Origin of the sequence: Rubripirellula amarantea (assembly GCF_007859865.1) — a bacterium.
Lineage (GTDB): Bacteria > Planctomycetota > Planctomycetia > Pirellulales > Pirellulaceae > Rubripirellula > Rubripirellula amarantea.
Genome location: NZ_SJPI01000001.1, coordinates 2104655 through 2123516 on the forward strand (window position 1 = coordinate 2104655; position 18862 = coordinate 2123516).

An 18862-nucleotide genomic window follows, 5' to 3' on the forward strand; every position below is an offset into this window, starting at 1 on the left:
CAGTAGGCCAGGGCCTGCTCTGCGTTGTCAGCATAAAGCGTGATTGCACTACGCAGGCGAGCCTGTCAGTAGTGTTTCAGTCCGCAGTCGATTCAGGGCGAAGTAGATTTTATGGCACTCATCATTCTTCGTTGCCTCTTTTTGGTGTGTGCGGGTGGCGTCTCGGCGATTATCAACGCCAAGTTCAACCAGAACTCAACATCCGACCCATCGGTGCCTTACTTGGTATTCGGTGGCATCATGGCCTTGGCATTCGGCGTGGTGGTGGCCGACATCTACATGCCGCGGAAGCGAATCGACACGATATCGTCCATTTACTTCGGTGTTCTCGTAGGCTTCTTGCTGACCTACGTTGCCTCGACTGCATTGTTTCCCTTGATTTCACAACCTGCGGCAGACGGATCAAGTCGTGCCGGCGAGGTGTGGCCGATCAACTTAGTGATCGCAACGGTGCTCTGTTATTTCTGTACCAGTGTTCTGCTGCAAACTAAGGACGACTTTCGATTCCTGATCCCGTACGTTGAATTCGTCCGTGAGGTCAAAGGGTTCAAGCCGTTGGTGCTTGATACCAGTGTCGTGATCGACGGACGGATTGCAGATCTGGTCGGGACCGGAATTTTTGATAATCAATTGATCATGCCGCGCTTCGCATTAAGCGAATTACAGGCGATCGCGGATAGTGGCGACAAGTTGCGTCGAACGCGTGGACGTCGCGGTTTGGATGTGCTCAACCGCATGCGAGCGGATGATGACGTTGATTTAATAATTTTTGATCGTGAGTTGCCTGAGCTTGCCGGGCAGACTGTCGATTTGAAGCTGGTGCTACTGGCTAAGCACTTGGAAGGCAAAGTTGTCACAGGTGACTACAACCTCAATAAGGTCGCCAAACTACACAACGTTCCGGTAATCAACCTTAACGAAATTAGCAACGCGTTGCGGCCGGTTTACTTGCCCGACGAAACCTTCCGTACCAAGGTTATTAAGGCCGGCGAAGGGCCTGAGCAAGGCGTTGGCTACCTCGATGACGGCACCATGGTTGTGATCGAAGGAGCTCGGGATCGGATCGGGGAAGAACTCGACGTCCGGGTTACCAGCACGCTGCAAACCAATGCCGGCAAAATGATCTTCGCCAAGTTCGAAGGTCGGTAACGCATCGGATTCACGAGGACCCAAACCCTCGCGGCGTGTCGTGTGGTTGCCGTGGTTAGGTCGACAATCGCGTTAGGACTTCGTTGAACACCCTTCGATTGTTCACTCGTACGGCTTCGCATCGTTCGCGAATCGCGTCTCCGGTGGCTTCGCCCATCAAGAACGCTAGGTTTGCCATCGCTTGGTCGTCATCCGGAAGTTCGTGCCGGGCTGGAGTGTTCATCAATCGCAAATTGGCTTCTGTGCGTCGAAGCGTCCGGTAACCCTCTAGCAAAGTTTTGGCTTCGTCCGGCGAAAGAAACTTGCTCTCTCGTAACGACTCTAGGGTCGCCGTTGTGCCCGTTTGGATGATGCCGGGGTTTTCGTTGGCATGGCGTAGCGTTAGGAGTTGTGCCACAAGTTCAATATCGACGGTTCCGCCTTCGCCACGTTTGAGATTCTCTTTCGAAGCGGTTTGTTCCATCTGCAATCTCATGGTGCCGGTGTCGACGGCCATCTGCGAAGTCCACTTGGTTGATGAGATAACTTCAATCAATTCATTGGTGATACGGTGCTTCAAAAGGCGTGAACCGGAAATCACCCGTGCTTTGCACAGCGCCAACCGTTGCCATAGTGGGACGATGTCTTTTCGGAATCGTGATAGAAACTCGTCTACCGAAATCGAAAGTACACCTTCGCTGTCGAACGGAACCATCCGCGAATCCAGTTCGAATAATCGTCCCAACGGCCCCGCATCGTTGACGCGATCGATCACAGCGCGAGCGACCTGATTGAAGAACAAGTGATTGCTAGTCGTTGTTCGGCGTCCTCCGACCCGGCGTTGCGTTTCGCCTTCCGCCGAATACAAGAAAATAGCATCCAGATCACTATGGTAATTCGGCTCTCGACCTCCGAACTTACCTAGCGCGATCGTCACCAACTCGGACGGATTTCCTTCGGTGTCGACGGGGTCCCCTAGACGATTCGCTGCGTGAGTGTGTTCGCGCTCGATCAATCTTCGGACACACGCCTCGGCAGTATCGCCGATGGCTGCCTGCGTTGACTCGATGGTTTCTTTGCCGAGCACGTCACGCACACCAATAGTTAAATGAGCGCTGCTCTTAAATCCATGAAGAATCTGATTGACGTCCGTCGCTCCGCGGCATAATTCAATCGAATGTGCATCAAGCCGCCCAGCCGAAGGAAGGTGGTCGACCAGCAATGAGTCGATCAATTCATCCACCATGCCGGGATTGTCGATCAAGATATTTGTCAGATACGGCGTCGTGGCGCACATGCGAACGACAAGTTCCATCGTTGGTTGATGTGAGCCAAGCAAATCCCACAACGTTGCTTTGGCACCAAGGGAATCAGCAACTTGCACAAGCGCCGCGAGCGTTGCATCGGGGTCAGGTGTACGAGAGATCTCTTTAAGCAGTTGCGGTGCGACGGAGGCGAATGCGTGACGACAGCGGTGTGGTGATAGAAACGGCACCGACTCGGTGCTAAGTGCCGCTAGGTCTTCCATTGCCCGATCGGGTGAACTGAGGCCATGACCACGCATCGTTTTCTCGACGGTCAAATGATCTGGGTTGGGATCCAGCAACAGCTCGGTTTCAACAGCTTGTTCGATTCGAGGGGACCGTTCGAGTCGTGTTTCCGACATTAGGTTGCGTATCAACAACCGATTTTGAGCGAGCGTGTTTTCTAGCAGTTCGATGAATTTTGCAGCGTCCGGCTCGTGGTCATCAGCACTACGAATACCCAAGTGCCACGCCAGTCGCTGTTTGTCAGCTTTCAAGGTGGGTAGGTCGCCATTGTTTTGATCAAACGAGATACTGAGTTGGTGGTGGAGTCGCCAAAGCCGTGCGTAGTGTTCCGCCAAGACGTTGGCTTCCGGCTCGCTGAGGCAATTTTCTAATCTCAGGGAAGAAACCGCTTCGTAGAAACTGTGTTGGCGAAGCATCGGCAGGTAGCCACCATGCAGAATTTGTAAGAACGCAACAGCGTCCTCGAGGTCCCGCAGACCTCCGGGGGCGTGGACCAAATTAATGGGTTGAGAGGCGTCTTCGGCGGTCGGTTCTTCGGTTCGTCGAGTGAGTTTGGCTTGAATCGCTTGCAATTCTGAAAACTCTGCACCACCTGTGTACTGACGATAGATCCACGGTTTGAGTCGATCGAGGAACTGGTGCCCGAGTGCCTGCGATCCTGCAACGACACGAGCTTTGATGAATTTCATCCGTTGCCAAGCGCGGCCACTGGTTTCGTAAATTTGGGCGGCTTCACGGAAGCTACATATCTTCACGCCGACTTCGAACCGCGGGCCCTGGCGTAAATCGGTGACGATAATGTCACGTTGGTGCGGATCGCCACAAAGCAAACTAATCACATCATCAACCATCGTTTCGTAGAAATCACGGTGCCATGAGTTCCGATGGTCAATCGAGTCAAACAAGAAGATCAAATTAAGGGGCACACCGTACCCAATCTCTTCGCCACCGTAATTTCCAAGACCAATGACCGTCACCTCAGGGGATGTGCCATCAGGTCGAAGCGGCTTGCCGCGTCGGGCAATCAGACGCTCAAGAGTGAAGTGCAACGCTGCTTCCAACGCGACATCATAGGTCCGAGCCAGCATACGGCCGACTTCCTGCGGTGTCGTTCCGCGGTCGAATTCGTCGCGCGCGATCCGCGAGATTTCTCGGGCGACGAAACCTCGAATGACTGAATAGGCTCGCTTCAGATTCTCGGTTTGCGATAGTTCGTCGACCAAATCACCAACGACCAACAATCCAGGCCGAAGAGGGCGGTCGCCGGAAAAGTCGAACTGGAATGATTCGGGGTCCGAAATGAATCGGTTTGCCAATGTTTGGCTAATCGAAAACAATCGCAGCAGTGATCCCAGCGAACCGTGACTGCGGTCGAATGTCTTCAAGACTGTATCGGGGTCTCGACATGCTTGCAGAAATCGCGTGAGGTTTTCCGCCGCGGAATCGGGATCATAAAGCGTCGAAAGGTGGTTGACTAAATCCTGCCGCAAGCGACCCGCTTGTTGAGGATCCGAAGCCATCGCAACGACGGTCTCAAGCCGTTGGCAACTCCGTGGAGCTTTAGCAAACGGGATGGAAGCCGCCCATGAGGGAACACCAGCAGAGGCCATCGGGGATCGAGCGACGGGTAGGCCTGACGATTCGGGCTCGGTTGATTCGTCATCCCGGTCGGAAGCATCGCTCAATGAATCACCGTCGGTATTGCAAGGTAGAGATCGAAATCGGTCAGGAACGATTTGTCCCAGATTGTTGTTTCGTAAAACAAGGATAAGCGGGGGAACCAAAGGTCACCGTCGAGATCCAAAAAATAGTTTAAATGCGAAACGGCGAGGCGTGTAGTCGCCCAAGGATGACCTAACCTTGCGTACTAGCTTGGATTGAAGATCGCCTGTGTCGATTCGACGCAGAGCGGGACTCACGCCAAGGTGAAGTCGACGACCCTCATCCGTTGCTTTTTAGCAACCGTTGCATATTTGCATCACCAAAGGTCGGGATTTCGCAACGCATGGGTGGTGTTTCGCAACGCGGTTGCCAAACACCGGGGGCTCCGTTCTTAGTTACCTTTTCTCGCAAACTCTTATCTGACAACACTTTGCCATGATTTATGCGCTCGCTTCTTGGACCGATGGCACCACTCCTGCTTGGAATCTCTCAAACGTGACAGATCGAGAAGCCATTGGTTTTGAGGAGCCGTTTGTGGGAAAAAAATTCAGCCAACGTTCATTGCAGGATGACGCGTTCGATGCCGAAGAGTCCGTCAGCCGACGAAGTCGGGTAATGGGGCGGGAATTTTCCGACTCGATCGACGACGATGTGGTGTCAGACGATGACCAGCCCCGCCGTCGAGACGACTTGGCTTCCGATCCCACCGAAGACCCGGTCCGCATGTACTTGATGCAAATGGGGCAGATTCCGCTACTGACGCGAGACCAAGAAGTCTCCGCAGCCAAGCAGATTGAAAAAACCCGTGACCGCTACCGCCAAACCATGATGGCGACGGACTTCATGCTGCAAGGAGCATTGAAGCTGCTGGAACAGGTTCGAGACAAACAATTGCGATTGGACCGCACGATCGAAGTTAGCGTTACCAATGCGGCCGAGAAGAAGGCCATTATGTTGCGGATTGTCCCGAATGTGCGGACCCTGCAACATCTGTTGTCGCTTAGCCGATCCGACTACATGACGTCTATCAACAAGAAGGTGCCGATGCGGCAACGGCGAGCAGCCTGGAAAAACTTGGTCGTTCGTCGCAACAAAGCCGTACGTTTGGTTGAGGAAATGAACCTGCGGACCAACAAGCTGCAACCACTATTTGAGAAGCTTCGCCGTGCGAGTGAGCGAATGGATGCGATCAAAGCAACGCTTGCCGAAACTGGCGCACCGGTGATTCCGGGAATGCCAACCGAAGCCGAACTGAAAAGCGAACTCCGCTACCTGATGCGATTGACGTTCGAAACACCTGCGACGTTGTCGCGCCGAGTTAAACGTTGTGATGCTTACCGTGATGATTACGATGCGGCCAAGCGAGTTCTCTCGGCCGGAAACTTGCGGCTTGTGGTTTCGATCGCCAAGAAATACCGCAACCGTGGTTTGTCGTTCTTGGATCTTATTCAAGAAGGCAACACTGGATTGATGCGAGCGGTCGACAAGTTTGAACACGCTCGAGGCTACAAGTTCAGTACCTATGCAACATGGTGGATCCGCCAAGCGATCACTCGAGCCATTGCGGATCAAAGCCGAACCATTCGCGTGCCCGTTCACATGATCGACACGATGAACAAGATTCGCCAAATCACGCGGGACCTTGTTCAGGAAAACGGTCGCGAACCGACCGCCGAAGAAGTATGTGCTCGCAGCGGACTGTCGATCGAAGATACTCGCGTTATCCTGAAAATGTCACGTTCACCGTTGTCGCTCGATCAACCGATTGGCGATCACGAAGAGAGTGTGTTCGGCGAGTTTCTTGAAGATCACCGCACTGATGATCCTTTGCTAGAAACGAATCGAGAAGCTTTGAAGGCACAGATCGACACCGCGATGGAAACGCTTAACTATCGCGAACGAGAAATTCTGCGTCTGCGTTATGGTCTTGCCGACGGATACACTTACACGCTCGAAGAAGTTGGCCGGATTTTCCAGGTCACTCGTGAACGTGTGCGTCAAATCGAAAGCAAGGCTGTGCGAAAGCTTCAACAACCTTACCGTGCCGCGTCGCTCGTCAGCTTCCTTGATGGTGCAGAGATTACCTACCTTGAGGGAAGCGAAGCCCTTTAAACGTAGCTGAAAGACGAGTTAGCTCGTACAGAAATATCGCAGTGGCCACCGATACGTTGAGACTATCGGTGGCCAATTTCATTGGTATTCGGACCCGGTCTGTTGCCGCCTTTTGAAGATCCTGGTCAAGTCCTGTCGATTCGTTGCCTAGCATCAAGATCATCGGGCGGTCGTCTATCTGGAAATCACTGATCGGCATCGAGTCGTCGTCCAAAGTGGTCGCAATGGTGCGAAATCCGTCGGTGGTGGCGAGATCTTTCAACTGAGATGGTGGATCGTTCAGGGTGAAGTGCTTCTGGGTAAAGACGTTGCCCATGCTCACTCGGATGACCCGGCGGGCGAGAGGATCTACGCAACGTCGGTCACATAGAAGGTGATCAATGCCCATCGCGGTGGCGGTGCGGATGATGTTGCCCAGGTTGTCTCGATCGCTAATTCCGCAAGCTGCGATCGCAATCGGTGGGTCCTGATCGGTAACTTCAATGCGATTGAGCGGTTGTGTCTTGGGCCGCACTCCGCAAGCCAGCACCCCACGATGGAAGTTAAAGCCGACAACCGATCGGATTTGTTCGACTGATAGAACGCAGACATCAACGCTGCCAGGAAACCAACTCGCGATTTCGTCTTCGCGTCCGCGTTGCACAAGCACCGATTGAACGGGCCATTGGGACTGAGCTAATTTTTCCACACAGTATCTTCCCTCGACGATAAAGTGCTCGGTGATGTCGTTGCTAAGTGATTGCGATTGCAGATTGCGGTATGGCAATAACCTGTTGTCGTCGAGGCGGTCTATGAATATGTGCGTCATGAACTGAATGCTCAGTTAGGAAAAGGTCTTCGCGAGAGCGTCAGAAATAGGGCTCTACAATTGATACAAGTCCTACGGACTGCGTGTTTGTCCAACTTACCGGTTCCAATCTGAACCGGATGCTGCATTCTTACCACTTGGGCAACGGAAATCGGTAAGGGTTGGGTTGAATGAGGCCACCGCCATCATTCGAGGTTTCCCCCACAGAAACCTCGGCAGTTTCTTTTCGCGAATCGCGACGAGACAGGGCAAGCTGTGCTGTTGGCTCACATTCAAACCCCATCCACTGATTTCGCGGGCAACGAAATCACCACCCCACACCCCTCCCCATTGCTCATGACTATTAGTATCCACCATGTGGATAGCCGCGCCTTAATGCGCGCCGGTATCCGAACCTTTTGTGATCAACACCCAGACCTTGAACTGGTTGAACAAGCCAGCAGTCTCAACCAAGGGCTTGAACAATTGAGCACGGTTTTGGCAGACGTTCTTGTGTTGGACGTGTCGTTGGTCGGTGGCGATTGGCAATCATTGGCGACCCGCTTGCAGCAGGTATCCCAGGAATCTACTGGAAGAGCCGTCTCTAACATTTTGGCAATCTCACCGAATCAAAGTGCTGAGGAAGCCGCGTTGGTGACAAGCCTTGGTGCTCGGGGCTACATCGCATGCGACGCAACTCTGGATGAATTGGCGATGGCAATTCGATGCGTCGCTGCCGGCCGAATCTTCATCACACACAGCGGCTCCGCTCGGCCTGCACCCCATTTCGCCATCCAGGGATCTAAGAACCAAGCCGAGCGAGATGAAAGCAACGTAGCGATTGGTGATTCCATAGAAGTTGGTCTTTCCGAACGCGAACGCGAAGTGTTGACGCTATTGCTCGATGGGATGACGAACAAGCAGGCTGCGGCGAAGTTGTTCCTAAGCGTGAAGACGGTTGAAACTTACCGATCGCGAATCATGAAAAAGCACGGCCTAAAAAATCGAATGGAATTGATTCGTTTTGCGAAAGACGTGGTCGATATGAAACAGATGTCGGCGTGAAACTCATTTGAAGCAATCGCCCCGACAGCCACATCGGTCCTGTCAGGCAAACTACTGATCGTTTGACTGGGCGATCGGGCAGGCCCTGACAGGAAAGATGCCGCGTGTGAGGTTAATTATGACTTCTGCCAGCATTACTTGCTTGCCGTTCAAAGCGGCATAGTGTTCAGCGTTCCCAGTCGAACACCTTCACTGTGATAGGTGGAACTCACGTGAAACATCTGTTTCATGCTCTTCACGGAGAATCGTGTTCGGACCGTATTTCGCAAATGCGTTGTAGTTTGCGTTGACCTGGAAACACTAAAACCCCTAAGTTCCCGCAAAGCCCTCTTGGCGATCCGTCGCACAAAGGCGTTGCAATTTCAAGGACCACTTCTATGAAGATTAAGTTTGCCCTCGCTGCTTTGCTCGTTGTTTCTACATCGGGCGTTTACGCTGCTACGACCCAGAACCAAAAGTTCACTGTGAACGTTCCTGCAGCTATCTCTATCACTGCACCTACCAACGTCAGCATCACGCACGACGAAACCGAACTCGATCAAGCGTTCCCAGTCCAAGAATGGGTTGTCAAAGGCAACTCGCTTGATGGTGTTACCGCTTCGTTCTCAACCGCATCTGCATTCGTGCACACGACTGACGCGAGTGCAAAACGTGATGCTGCTCTCGGACTCGCTGTGACTTCGTCGGTTGGCGGAGCGAACTGGAACGTTACGACGGCTGCTGATTCGACGGACTATGTGAACAACGATCCTGTTGCGACAGTTCAAGTTACCAGTGATGGATTCGGTTTTGCCAACATGGGCCTGACCGTTAGCTTCATCACCGACGGCTTTGGGTCGTTCCCAGCGGGTGCTTACGAAACGACGGTAACCGGCACCGTAACCGGAAACTAGTTCGTTTTGCGTTAAAGGATTGACTGATCGAAAACGGAATTTCAAAACGAAAGAAAACAGCCACCGCGGCGACTCGTAAGGGTCGCTGCGGTTGCTGTGTTTATCAAAGACGACCAAAACAAACAATGAAATCTCTGCCCACCGCCTACTTGATCGCGCTGCTGTTGCTGCACTTTGGTGCTGGCGATGCATGTGTGTTTGGTCAAGGGATGCCGGTGGCGAGTCACGGCGTGCGAGTCAAGTTGAAAGCCGACCAGCCCGGCGGTCGTTCCCCGGGTTCAATTGCTTCCGCGACATGCGACATGCGATTGAATCAACGCAAAGTCGCTTTGCATTTCCAGGCTTCTACATTCGAGCACATCGAAGATTCGCGTATTGAATCGGATTCGATCATCGAAGCGATTGTGCTCAGCACGTCTGGGACGATTCAGGTTTATCCCACTCAAGCGACCGACCGTACGAACCTGTCGGACGGTTTGACTTCAGCAAGTCTATCAATGGGGGCCGCTGGTAGTGGTACCGCCGCAATCAAACTAAACATCGGCATGGCAGATCTGTATCCCGTTGCAGGCAAACACTGTGCGACTGTCGTGATGACAGTGACCGCGAACTAAGGCTCTGATTTGCTTCCAGGAAGGTACCAGCATCGAAGGAAAGCGGCCATCATCCCCATGGGATGGTTGGTCTTAGGCTGTGTATGGGTGGGGACGCTTGGCTGCGTTTCGCGTCCGTTGCCAGTTCGCCCCAGCGTCGAGCAATTGATCAACGAATCGTTGAGCCATTCGATGCCGGACTACGAAATCGAGAATGTTCCGTTGCTTGAGGACGAGTATATCGAAGGCGAGATCGAATTCTCGGATGAACTCTCCGATCTTCCTGTGGGCAGCAGTGTGATCTTGGACGGACAGGTAATCGTTCAAAACCATCAGACGGACGAGGTGATGGGGCACCCCATGAACGTGGTCGCCAATAGTGACTACTTCGAACTAGAGAACGCTCCCTCTTACGATGGCCCGCTGTTTACGGAAGATTTCATCGAGACTGACATTCGAGAAGTGCTGACAATCATCGCGGAAGACGCCGGCATAGACTTGGTCGTCGATGAAAAGGTTGCTGGCGTCGTCAATGCAAAACTAGAAGACATGCCTTTGGATCGAGCCATCGAGAAAGTGTTGATGCCGCTTGGGTTTCACTATGCACGGCATGGCAATCAGCACTATGTCGGCCCCGCCGATCCTGAATCGCCGTTGTTTTCGTACATTTCAACGCGGATGGAATATCGCCCTATGCATCTGGATGCTGATGTGTTGCTCGAAACCGTCCCTAAGACGATGCAACCATTTGTGCAAGGAATCAAGGATACGAACCTGATCATCGTCGAAGCTCCCGATCGCATCGGGCGGCAACTCGTCGACCGATTCGTTGCGATGGACCAACCCGTTCCGCAGGTGATACTAGAAGCGATCATCTGCGTGGTCGAGCCAGATAGCTCGCTTCAGTTTGGGCTCGATTGGAATCACGCTGTTGAACTCAATGGATCGAACGCACTTCAACTAGGCGTGAATGGGCTTGCCTTGAGTTCCACCTATAGCGGTGCCGGAGCGAATGCACTGTTCGACGATTTTGCGAAGACTTCCACGTTCGTGAAATTGCTGTCCGAGCACGGGTATCTAACGATCCGTGCGACGCCACACGTCATGGCCCAAGACAATCAGCAAGCGAATATTGTTATCAATCGCGAGACGTTTTTCAGCGTGCAGCCTAACAATGGCAATGCGAGTGGGGACAACAGTGCATTCTTCTTCCAGCAGGACATCCAAACCGTTCAATCGGGCATCACCCTTGATATCACGCCTCGTATTCGCGGTGACATTGTCACCATTGATATCGAAAAGGCTGAGGTGAGTGAGGATGTTCGAAATGCCAATACCGAATTGGCAGTCAATCCGTTTCCGATCATCAATCGTCGTTCGGTTTCAACGACTGTGCATGTCAAAGACGGTAAAACCATCGTAATCGGTGGTTTAGTTCAACGAGAGACTATCGATCGAGTCAATCGAATCCCGGGACTGAGCAAGTTGCCAGGGGTGGGCTATCTTTTCGAGACGACACAACGCCAAACCCGCGATGCGGAAGTTGTGATCTTCATCTCCCCCAAAATTGTGACCCCGCAACACAACTCCCAACGCTAAACGAATTAGCTTGCGGTTGTCTTTCAGGTCACGCCCCACCCCCCACCTTCTAACGCGATTCACTCGCGTTTCATGTGCCATGCTCTCCCTTCGCTCAAAAAGCGCCCTTTGTTCAAAAAGCGCCCTTTGTTCAAAAAGCGATCGGCCGGTCGTCGGTCTGATTGTCTGTCTGTTAGTCGTTGCTCTTGTCAACGTGAATGCCCCCAACGTCTTGGCCGATTCCAAGTCAGAGGTCGAAGAACTCGGTGACAACACGCAACGAGTCACGTTGACCCAGTCAGTGGAACCATCGTTTCATATCGAGCCAATTGTGCATCGCTTTGAAGCGAGACGCGGCACGACGATTCCTTTCAAGTTTGAAATTCGATCGACCGGCAAAGCCATGAATGTCACGGTGTTGCCAGTGCAATTACGTCAGGAGCTTTCTGGCATCATTCTGCACGACGACAATGTAGGGGCTCCCGAAGAACTGAAAATCCTTTCTTCCACCGAGTTCAAGTTAGCACCGGGTGAAACCACTTTCATCGAAGGCGAAGTGACAGTTCCTCTAGCAAAGTCAAATTACTTGTCCTTTGGTGTGCTCGTCCGTGATAACGGGCAATCGTCTGCTGAAGCGAATCCCGATGACCCCCAAGCAATTTCAGCCGCTGTTCGATTTGTGACTCAGTACGTATTGCGAGTTGACATCGAGACGGGAGTTAAAGACCTAAGCGAAATGGACAAGCTCGATTTTGAACAGGGCAACATCCTTAACGAAGAAGGGATGCCAGTCGCCACCACAATCCTGTCCAACCCCACCAACTTTGCTTTCGAATGTAACGTACGTAGCACCGTTCATTCGGCCAACGCCACCAAGCCGCGACCTTTTCGTATGTCAATGTTGTCAAGGAAAACACTGGAAGACGAAGGACGTTATCTTGTTCGAATCATGCCTGGTAGCAAACTGCACCTGACTGCACCGATGGGCGATACGTTGTTCCCCGGTGAGCAAACGTTGAAGTTGGAAGTGACCAACGGCCGTCGATCGCTCAGCGAAAAATCCTTTGACTTCGCGGTTGCCGGTGGTGATTTTCCAGCTTTGGAAGTCAGCCAAGCCTACCTCGATAACGAGCTTTCCGTGAGTCCGGCACAAATTGAAATTGGTAGCTCGGATCACGCTAGTCGTGCTTGTAATCTTCGATTTAGTAACAACTCTAGTAACCAGAAAAACGTACGCGTTGAATTGGTTGATCTTCAGGGCAATGCCATCGACGGCGTCAGGCTTTCCAGTGACGACTTTGCGGTTCGCTCGGGACGCACCAAGACGATTCGCGCGGCTGTCAATAACCGCAACGGTGGTGGTGAGACTGTGTTTGGTGTGGTTCGAATTCATGCTTCCGATGAATCGGGAAATGGATCGCAAGTTAGCGAACTACCAATTGCGATCTTGGCAAAGGAAGAGGCCAGTTCGAGCGTGAAGTTTGGTGAACTCGCCTCGGTACAGCAGGGAGGCATGACCTCGTTCCGTTTCCCCGTGACAAACACCGGTGAAGGATATCTGCCCGTGGATGGTCGATTGGAAATTGCCGATGGGTCTGGGCATGCTTTGAAGCTGGCTGATGGGTACGGCAAGTGGCTTCGTCCCGGTGAGACACGTGAGTTGGCGTTCAGTCCGAATCGTGAGCTACCTGCCGGGAAGTATCAGTTGAAGCTGCATGTTGAGACGAAGGATGGAATAGAGCCTTTCGATCAAACTCTGATTGTCGACTTGGGGGATCAGAGCTAACGCCCCTGCTCTTTCGTTCTATAACGAATACGACCGTCACAGGCAGCCAAGCCCTTTCGGATCACGCGATCCGCGAGGGCTTTTTTTATTGGCAGGCGTTTGCTGCGACCCACATTTCATAGATGGTATTTTATCGCACCCACCACCGATTCGCCGTACTCATGCCATTGATGGTATGTCTGGGTAACTGCGCGTACCTATGGTTGGCACGTTCGGAATTTGCCTCGGCAGCAGAAACGGCTTACCAAACGTTCTCGGTAAATGTGCGGTCGGAAACGTTTGTTGAAGCTCCTGAGAATGTGGTCATGATCCACGATCAGAGCGAGAGCAATCAAGTGTTCCCCACGCAGACTTGGACGGTGCGCGGCAATCTGACCACGGGGATGGTTGTCGATTTTGTGCTTGAGGCACCGTTTATTCACGCCTTAGATTCGAGCTCCAAAACCGATGCGCGGCTCAACGCTTCGGTGCGATCCACTCAAGGTTCGGCCAATTGGACAGTGCCAATATCGCAAGACCAGACGGACATCAACCAAAACGTCAATTCAGCCAATGTGCGTGTCCAGTCGGACGCGGTAGGCATGGCTGAAATTGATCTCAATGTCGAATTAGTTGAAACGAGTCAGTTTGTGGCACTGCCGGGTAACTACGAAACAACAGTGCTAGCTACGATATCCATCCCCTGAGTGCGGACTTGTTGCACTGGTTTGGGCGAAAGTCAGATACCAACCTCGGGCAGATGCCCTGCGGTTAGAAACGCTAGATACAATGGGAGACCAAGGAGAGTCCCCCATGAAGTTACCGTTCTGGTTTGTCTTACTAGTGTGTCTTAGCCCCGCGTTGTCATCAAAGGCGTCGAGCCCCGTCGTTGACTTTTTGTCCGACCATTGTTTGGATTGCCATAGCGATGGTGAATCTTCAGAAGCGGGCTTAGATTTAGAAAGCGTTTCGTGGGACTTAGGCGATCCTAAATCGTTTTCACTATGGGCGAGTGTTCTCGATCGCGTGGCCAGTGGTGAGATGCCACCGGTTTCAGAATCACAGCCCACCGCTGATCAACGATCTGAATTTGTGACTGTTCTGAAATCCCGCCTCATTCAGCACAATCTGGATCGTCAGATCAAGAATGGTCGCACAGTGCTACGACGTCTCAACCGCGACGAGTACGAGCGCACTGTTCAAGACTTGTTGGGCATTACGACACCGCTTGCCGAGCTTCTACCGCGAGAAACACCGTTGGGCGGTTTCGATACCGTGGCGGGAGGTTTGCGTTTTTCGGCCCTGCACATGAATCACTACCTAGCGGCGGCCAACGTTGCCCTAGACCAAGCGATTGATTTGACGGTGGAACCGAAGTGGGTCAACGAGCGATTTGATTACACCAAGCAAGAAGGCATTCTCAAGAACATTGAAGCCGACAAATCGATCGTTCGGTTACTTGATGATGCCGCTGTCATGTTCTCGGATGCCTCGTATATCAATCGGATCCATGGACTCAATATTGACCGTTCGGGAATGTACCGCATTCGTGCTCGAGCCAGGGGATTTCAAACGGACCGTCCGGTGACGCTAAGCCTGCATGCAGGTAATTGGAACAAAGCATCCACACGAGTGCTAACGTTCGCGGATGTCCCGCCTGATGAATCATCGGAAGTCGAGGTTATCGCGAGGCTTGAGCACAACGAATACGTTTATCCGGCACCCAAAGGTCTCAATATCGACGAGCAAGGCCATGGAGTGTGGCATTACGGCGGAGAAGCTTACGAAGCGGAAGGGATTGCGGTCGAGTGGATTGAGGTCGAAGGACCTTTGGTGGAATCATGGCCTCCGCCTAGTGTGAAGAACTTGGTGGGTGATGTTCCCATCGAAAAGTTAGAACATCATCGATGGGTGAATCCCAGGACGATTGCTTACGAACTTCGTCCTGATGACCCCAAATATTCGCTTGAACAAACGATTCGACGATTTGCTAATCGTGCATTTAGGCGACCGGTCAGCGACGATGACATCTCGATTTATCTTGAAATGGCAAACGCAGCGTTGGAAGAAGGCGACAGTTTTGAATCGTCGCTTCGGATGGGACTGCGCGGGATTTTGACATCACCTCGCTTCCTGACCATGCAAGAGAATACTGGGAAGCTTGACGATCATGCGCTTGCTTGCCGATTGTCGTACTTTCTAACCAGCACGATGCCTGATGACGAACTACGCGAACTTGCCGACGAAGGGAGATTGTCCGACCCAGAAGTTTTGCGTGCTCAAACTCAGCGTTTGATGGACGACCCACGAAGTGATGTCTTTGTCCAACGATTCACGGATCAATGGCTCGATTTGCAACGCATCGATGCGACATCACCCGACAAGATGTTGTATCCCGAGTTCACGGATCTGTTGCAGTTGTGCATGGTGGGTGAAACTCGGGCATTCTTTCGAGAACTCTTGCAACATGATTTGTCAGTCCTGAATTTCGTCGATAGCGATTTTGCAATGTTGAATAAGATCATCGCAGGTCACTACGAGATTGACGGTGTTGAGGGGCAAGACTTCGTCCGTACTCGGCTTCCCGATGGTTCACTTCGCGGTGGAGTGTTAACTCAGGCGAGTGTATTAAAAGTGACCGCGAACGGGACTGTTACCTCACCCGTCGCGCGCGGTGCGTTTGTCTTGACTCGCTTGCTCAATTCGCCGCCGTCGCCGCCACCACCCGGGGTTGGATCGATCGAGCCTGACACCCGCGGTGCTACCACGGTGCGCGAACAACTCGCTAAGCATAGCGTCGATATGACTTGTGCTAGGTGTCATGCGGCCATTGATCCGCCAGGATTTGCACTCGAGAACTTTGATGTGATTGGCGGGTATCGTGAACGATATCGTTCAACCGGCGATGGCGAACGAGTGACGGACAAGAAACTCAATGGTCGAATGATCTGGCAATACAAATACGGATTGCCAGTGGATTCAGGCGGGACCACGTCGGATGGAACTGAGTTTCGAGATGTGAAAGAGTTTAAAGAATGGTTGCTCAGCGATCCCGATCGCATCGCTTCGGCAATTGCCGCTCAGCTCCTGACCTACGCCACGGGAACCCCTATTGAACTCGCCGATCGAGAACGAGTTGACGAGATTGTCGCACGTTCTCGTGATTCACAATTCGGCCTCCGCACGATCGTTCACGAGATCGTGCAAAGCAAAATTTTTCAAACGAAATGAACTTGGACTCACCGATGAACCTTTCCCTACAGCACAATCGCTTTGGCGCGACTCCTCGTCACAGCGTTGACCGTCGACGTTTTTTGAAAGCGGCAGGCATTAGTTTGGGATTGCCCATGCTCGATCGTTGGTCAACTCGAGCAGGGGCGGATTCACCTGACGAATCTCCCCATCGACTGATGTTCATGTGCACGACACTTGGATTGCATGGACCTAATTTTTTTCCATCGCAAGTCGGATCGGACTTTGAGCTTCCCACCTATTTGCAACCGCTCACCGATCATCGAAACGACTTCACGGTGTTTTCGGGTTTGTCGCACCCGGATCAAGCCGGTAACGATGGTCATGCTTCAGAGAAGACGTTTCTTACTTCGGCTCGTCATCCGGGTTTGAGTGGCTTTCAGAATACATTGTCCGTTGACCAGTACGCAGCGGAACAACTTGGGTATGTGACGAGGTTCCCAGCGATCAATTTAAGTACTGACCATGGGACTCAGTCGTACACGCGTAGCGGTGTCATGCTTCCGGCGATCCCATCGCCGTCAAAAATGTACGCAGAGCTGTTCTTGGCGGGATCCGACCAAGAGATCAAACGACAGATCCAAAACTTAAAGGAAGGTCGCAGCATTCTTGACGCAGTCGCCCGCGATGCTCGCAAGTTGGCCGGTTCAAGCAGCAAAGCCGACAAGGCTCGGTTGGTTGAATACTTTCAAAGCGTGCGTGATCTAGAAAAGAAGTTGGAAGCAGCCCAGCAATGGGTCAATCGTCCTAAGCCCAGTGTTGACGCGGAGCAACCAACGGATATCGAGAACACCGCTGACTTGATAGGCCGTATGACCTTGATGCTTGATTTGGTGCCATTGATTCTGCAAACCGATTCCACTCGCGTGCTGACAATGAGCGTTCAATGTCGTAACGATGTTCCGCTGGTGGACGGTGTCGACACGGACCACCACAGCCTTTCACATCATGGTCAGGATGAAGCCAAGATCGAACAGTTGAAGCGAGTTGAACTTGCGCAGATGAAAGCGTTTGGCGAACTGATCCAAAAGTTGTCCAAGAAGGACGAGTCGGGCCAACGGTTGCTCGATCACACTTCGATCATGCTTGGCAGTAATTTGGGCAACGCCAATAGCCACGATTGGCGCAACTTGCCAATCTTGCTTGCTGGGGGTGGCTACCGTCACGGACAGCACATCGCTTATGACAAGGACAACAACCGTCCTTTGTGCGACCTGTTCGTGACGATGCTACAGCGACAAGGCCACGAAACGGATTCGTTCGGGTCGGGAAGCTCAACCATTGATGTGGCGTAGGGGAGAGGCGCAGTCTTGCGATTTCCTTGCCTCACGATTTCGCACTTCGTTTCGGGCAATCGTCAGTCTGCGGTCGTCGTTTCCAAGCGTTTCCGACGGCGAAAGATTATCCAAGCCGCTGAGGTGATCGCGATTGCCAGAACTGAAGATGGTTCTGGTACTGCTTGCACGGCTACCAACGCTCGAATGTTAAGCGGGTTGGGAGATCCAGATTCGTCCAGATGGTTGGCGTCTGTGATTAGCCCGATGTGCGAGATTTCTCCCGTTTCGATGTTGATGGATTCTAACGCGGAACCTTCGTTGTAGTTGACGATGGTGTAGCCTCGTCCTGCATCGTCGATCGTCAGTGTACTGATGGAGTACGGCGAAGTATCGAGACGGCTTGCTGAAGTCGGTTCGACACTGCCGTCGAGTGGATTGAGGGTCCGCAACGAACCGATCCATTCGGATTGCGGCTTGCCGCCGCGTTCAACTTCACCCGACTTCAAATAAAGAGTGTCGTCATTTGCAAAGGCAAGTCCGGTTTGGTTGCTCGCGACCTGGTGCGAGCCAACGAACGCGATCTGAGCGGACGCGGTATCAATGGTGACCAAGACGTCGGTGTCATCGGTGAACGCAACTGAACTGCCGAATTCCAGCCAACCATAAAGTGTTCCGTTGGAATGGAAACCGATGTCCGAAATCAAAGTGTTCGTATTTCCAATCGGAGATGCAGTACCTGTTGCGCGATCGATCGTATGCAGTTTTCCCAATCCAGACGTGGGAACATTCTCGATCGCGTAGAGCACGCCGGTAGTTGGATGAATCGCCAGTCCCGAAAGATGGGTCACGCCGGTGCCGCTGCCAACCAGATTGGCTGACCCCGTCGATTCATCGACGCTGTAGAGAAATGATTCAAGCAAGTTTCCGTTGGTGTCGTAGCCACCGGACACGGCTAGCAATTCAGCGTTTGCCGACCAAGGATTGCATAACGCGAACGTCAGCCCTGCGAGAATGGCAATTGTTCGTGATTGAGCAAAGTCGCTGAAGAAATGAGCAGAACGAGAAATGGGCATGCGTCAACTTCCATCCTTGATTACAGCCCCAACGATTGAACGCAAGTCTTGCAAACTTGTGCAAGGGTGGCAAGTGAGATAACGCTGGCGAACGAGGGGACCCACCCTGGTATAGCCGATTGCGACT

The 18862-nt window shown here is 52.5% G+C and carries 13 protein-coding genes; 10 read left to right on the forward strand and 3 right to left on the reverse strand.

Annotated elements, in window-relative coordinates; translation table 11 throughout:
* Positions 1-111: 111 nt before the first annotated feature.
* Positions 112-1149, forward strand: coding sequence for a PIN/TRAM domain-containing protein (locus tag Pla22_RS07675; RefSeq protein WP_146514090.1), 1038 nt, complete (start codon positions 112-114; stop codon positions 1147-1149).
* 55 nt (positions 1150-1204) lie between these two features.
* Here Pla22_RS07675 and Pla22_RS07680 read toward each other — a convergent pair whose 3' ends face one another.
* Complete coding sequence (locus Pla22_RS07680) at positions 1205-4363, reverse strand: [protein-PII] uridylyltransferase family protein (protein ID WP_146514091.1); 3159 nt, start codon at positions 4361-4363, stop codon at positions 1205-1207.
* A gap of 412 nt (positions 4364-4775) precedes the next feature.
* Between Pla22_RS07680 and Pla22_RS07685 the strand changes: the two genes are divergently transcribed.
* Positions 4776-6452: an RNA polymerase sigma factor RpoD/SigA gene (locus Pla22_RS07685; RefSeq protein ID WP_146514092.1), complete on the forward strand. Its 1677-nt coding sequence runs from the start codon at positions 4776-4778 to the stop codon at positions 6450-6452.
* On the opposite strand, the gene Pla22_RS07690 is transcribed toward Pla22_RS07685, so the two are convergent.
* Entirely contained in the window at positions 6421-7260 is an 840-nt protein-coding gene (locus tag Pla22_RS07690; RefSeq protein ID WP_146514093.1) for a TrmH family RNA methyltransferase, read from the reverse strand. The two genes, Pla22_RS07685 and Pla22_RS07690, sit on opposite strands and share 32 nt — an antisense overlap.
* A 336-nt stretch (positions 7261-7596) precedes the next feature.
* On the opposite strand from Pla22_RS07690, the gene Pla22_RS07695 reads away from it, so the two are divergent.
* The 8 genes from Pla22_RS07695 (at position 7597) to Pla22_RS07730 (ending at position 17680) form a co-directional block, all read left to right on the forward strand.
* Positions 7597-8304, forward strand: a complete 708-nt coding sequence (locus Pla22_RS07695; protein WP_146514094.1) for a response regulator transcription factor — start codon at positions 7597-7599, stop codon at positions 8302-8304.
* A 377-nt stretch (positions 8305-8681) separates the two neighbouring features.
* Complete coding sequence (locus Pla22_RS07700) at positions 8682-9197, forward strand: hypothetical protein (RefSeq protein WP_146514095.1); 516 nt, start codon at positions 8682-8684, stop codon at positions 9195-9197.
* Between the two features lie 125 nt (positions 9198-9322).
* On the forward strand, positions 9323-9811 hold the full coding sequence (locus tag Pla22_RS07705) for a hypothetical protein (protein ID WP_146514096.1): 489 nt from the start codon (positions 9323-9325) through the stop codon (positions 9809-9811).
* 57 nt (positions 9812-9868) lie between these two features.
* Positions 9869-11389 (forward strand): type II secretion system protein GspD, encoded by a 1521-nt coding sequence (locus tag Pla22_RS07710; RefSeq protein ID WP_146514097.1) that lies wholly within the window; start codon positions 9869-9871, stop codon positions 11387-11389.
* Between the two features lie 193 nt (positions 11390-11582).
* Positions 11583-13154 carry a COG1470 family protein gene (locus Pla22_RS07715; RefSeq protein ID WP_146514098.1) on the forward strand — a complete coding sequence of 524 codons (1572 nt, stop codon included), beginning with the start codon at positions 11583-11585 and terminating at the stop codon, positions 13152-13154.
* A gap of 161 nt (positions 13155-13315) precedes the next feature.
* Positions 13316-13840 (forward strand): hypothetical protein, encoded by a 525-nt coding sequence (locus tag Pla22_RS07720; RefSeq protein WP_146514099.1) that lies wholly within the window; start codon positions 13316-13318, stop codon positions 13838-13840.
* A gap of 106 nt (positions 13841-13946) precedes the next feature.
* The gene (locus Pla22_RS07725; RefSeq protein ID WP_165440555.1) at positions 13947-16364 is read left to right on the forward strand and encodes a DUF1592 domain-containing protein; all 2418 of its coding nucleotides are present in this window, start codon (positions 13947-13949) and stop codon (positions 16362-16364) included.
* A gap of 14 nt (positions 16365-16378) precedes the next feature.
* Positions 16379-17680 (forward strand): DUF1552 domain-containing protein, encoded by a 1302-nt coding sequence (locus Pla22_RS07730; RefSeq protein ID WP_146514101.1) that lies wholly within the window; start codon positions 16379-16381, stop codon positions 17678-17680.
* Between the two features lie 62 nt (positions 17681-17742).
* On the opposite strand, the gene Pla22_RS07735 is transcribed toward Pla22_RS07730, so the two are convergent.
* A complete protein-coding gene (locus tag Pla22_RS07735; RefSeq protein WP_146514102.1) occupies positions 17743-18735 on the reverse strand; it encodes a PEP-CTERM sorting domain-containing protein in 993 nt (330 codons plus the stop codon).
* Positions 18736-18862: the final 127 nt, after the last annotated feature.

Bases quoted from the DNA above. Each gene is read 5' to 3' on its own strand.
- Pla22_RS07695 (WP_146514094.1), top strand. From the start codon at position 7,597: ATGACTATTAGTATCCACCATGTGGATAGCCGCGCCTTAATGCGCGCC.
- Pla22_RS07720 (WP_146514099.1), top strand. From the start codon at position 13,316: ATGCCATTGATGGTATGTCTGGGTAACTGCGCGTACCTATGGTTGGCA.
- Pla22_RS07725 (WP_165440555.1), top strand. From the start codon at position 13,947: ATGAAGTTACCGTTCTGGTTTGTCTTACTAGTGTGTCTTAGCCCCGCG.
- Pla22_RS07735 (WP_146514102.1), bottom strand. From the start codon at position 18,735: ATGCCCATTTCTCGTTCTGCTCATTTCTTCAGCGACTTTGCTCAATCA.
- Pla22_RS07685 (WP_146514092.1), top strand. From the start codon at position 4,776: ATGATTTATGCGCTCGCTTCTTGGACCGATGGCACCACTCCTGCTTGG.
- Pla22_RS07730 (WP_146514101.1), top strand. From the start codon at position 16,379: ATGAACCTTTCCCTACAGCACAATCGCTTTGGCGCGACTCCTCGTCAC.
- Pla22_RS07710 (WP_146514097.1), top strand. From the start codon at position 9,869: ATGGGATGGTTGGTCTTAGGCTGTGTATGGGTGGGGACGCTTGGCTGC.
- Pla22_RS07690 (WP_146514093.1), bottom strand. From the start codon at position 7,260: ATGACGCACATATTCATAGACCGCCTCGACGACAACAGGTTATTGCCA.
- Pla22_RS07675 (WP_146514090.1), top strand. From the start codon at position 112: ATGGCACTCATCATTCTTCGTTGCCTCTTTTTGGTGTGTGCGGGTGGC.
- Pla22_RS07700 (WP_146514095.1), top strand. From the start codon at position 8,682: ATGAAGATTAAGTTTGCCCTCGCTGCTTTGCTCGTTGTTTCTACATCG.
- Pla22_RS07705 (WP_146514096.1), top strand. From the start codon at position 9,323: ATGAAATCTCTGCCCACCGCCTACTTGATCGCGCTGCTGTTGCTGCAC.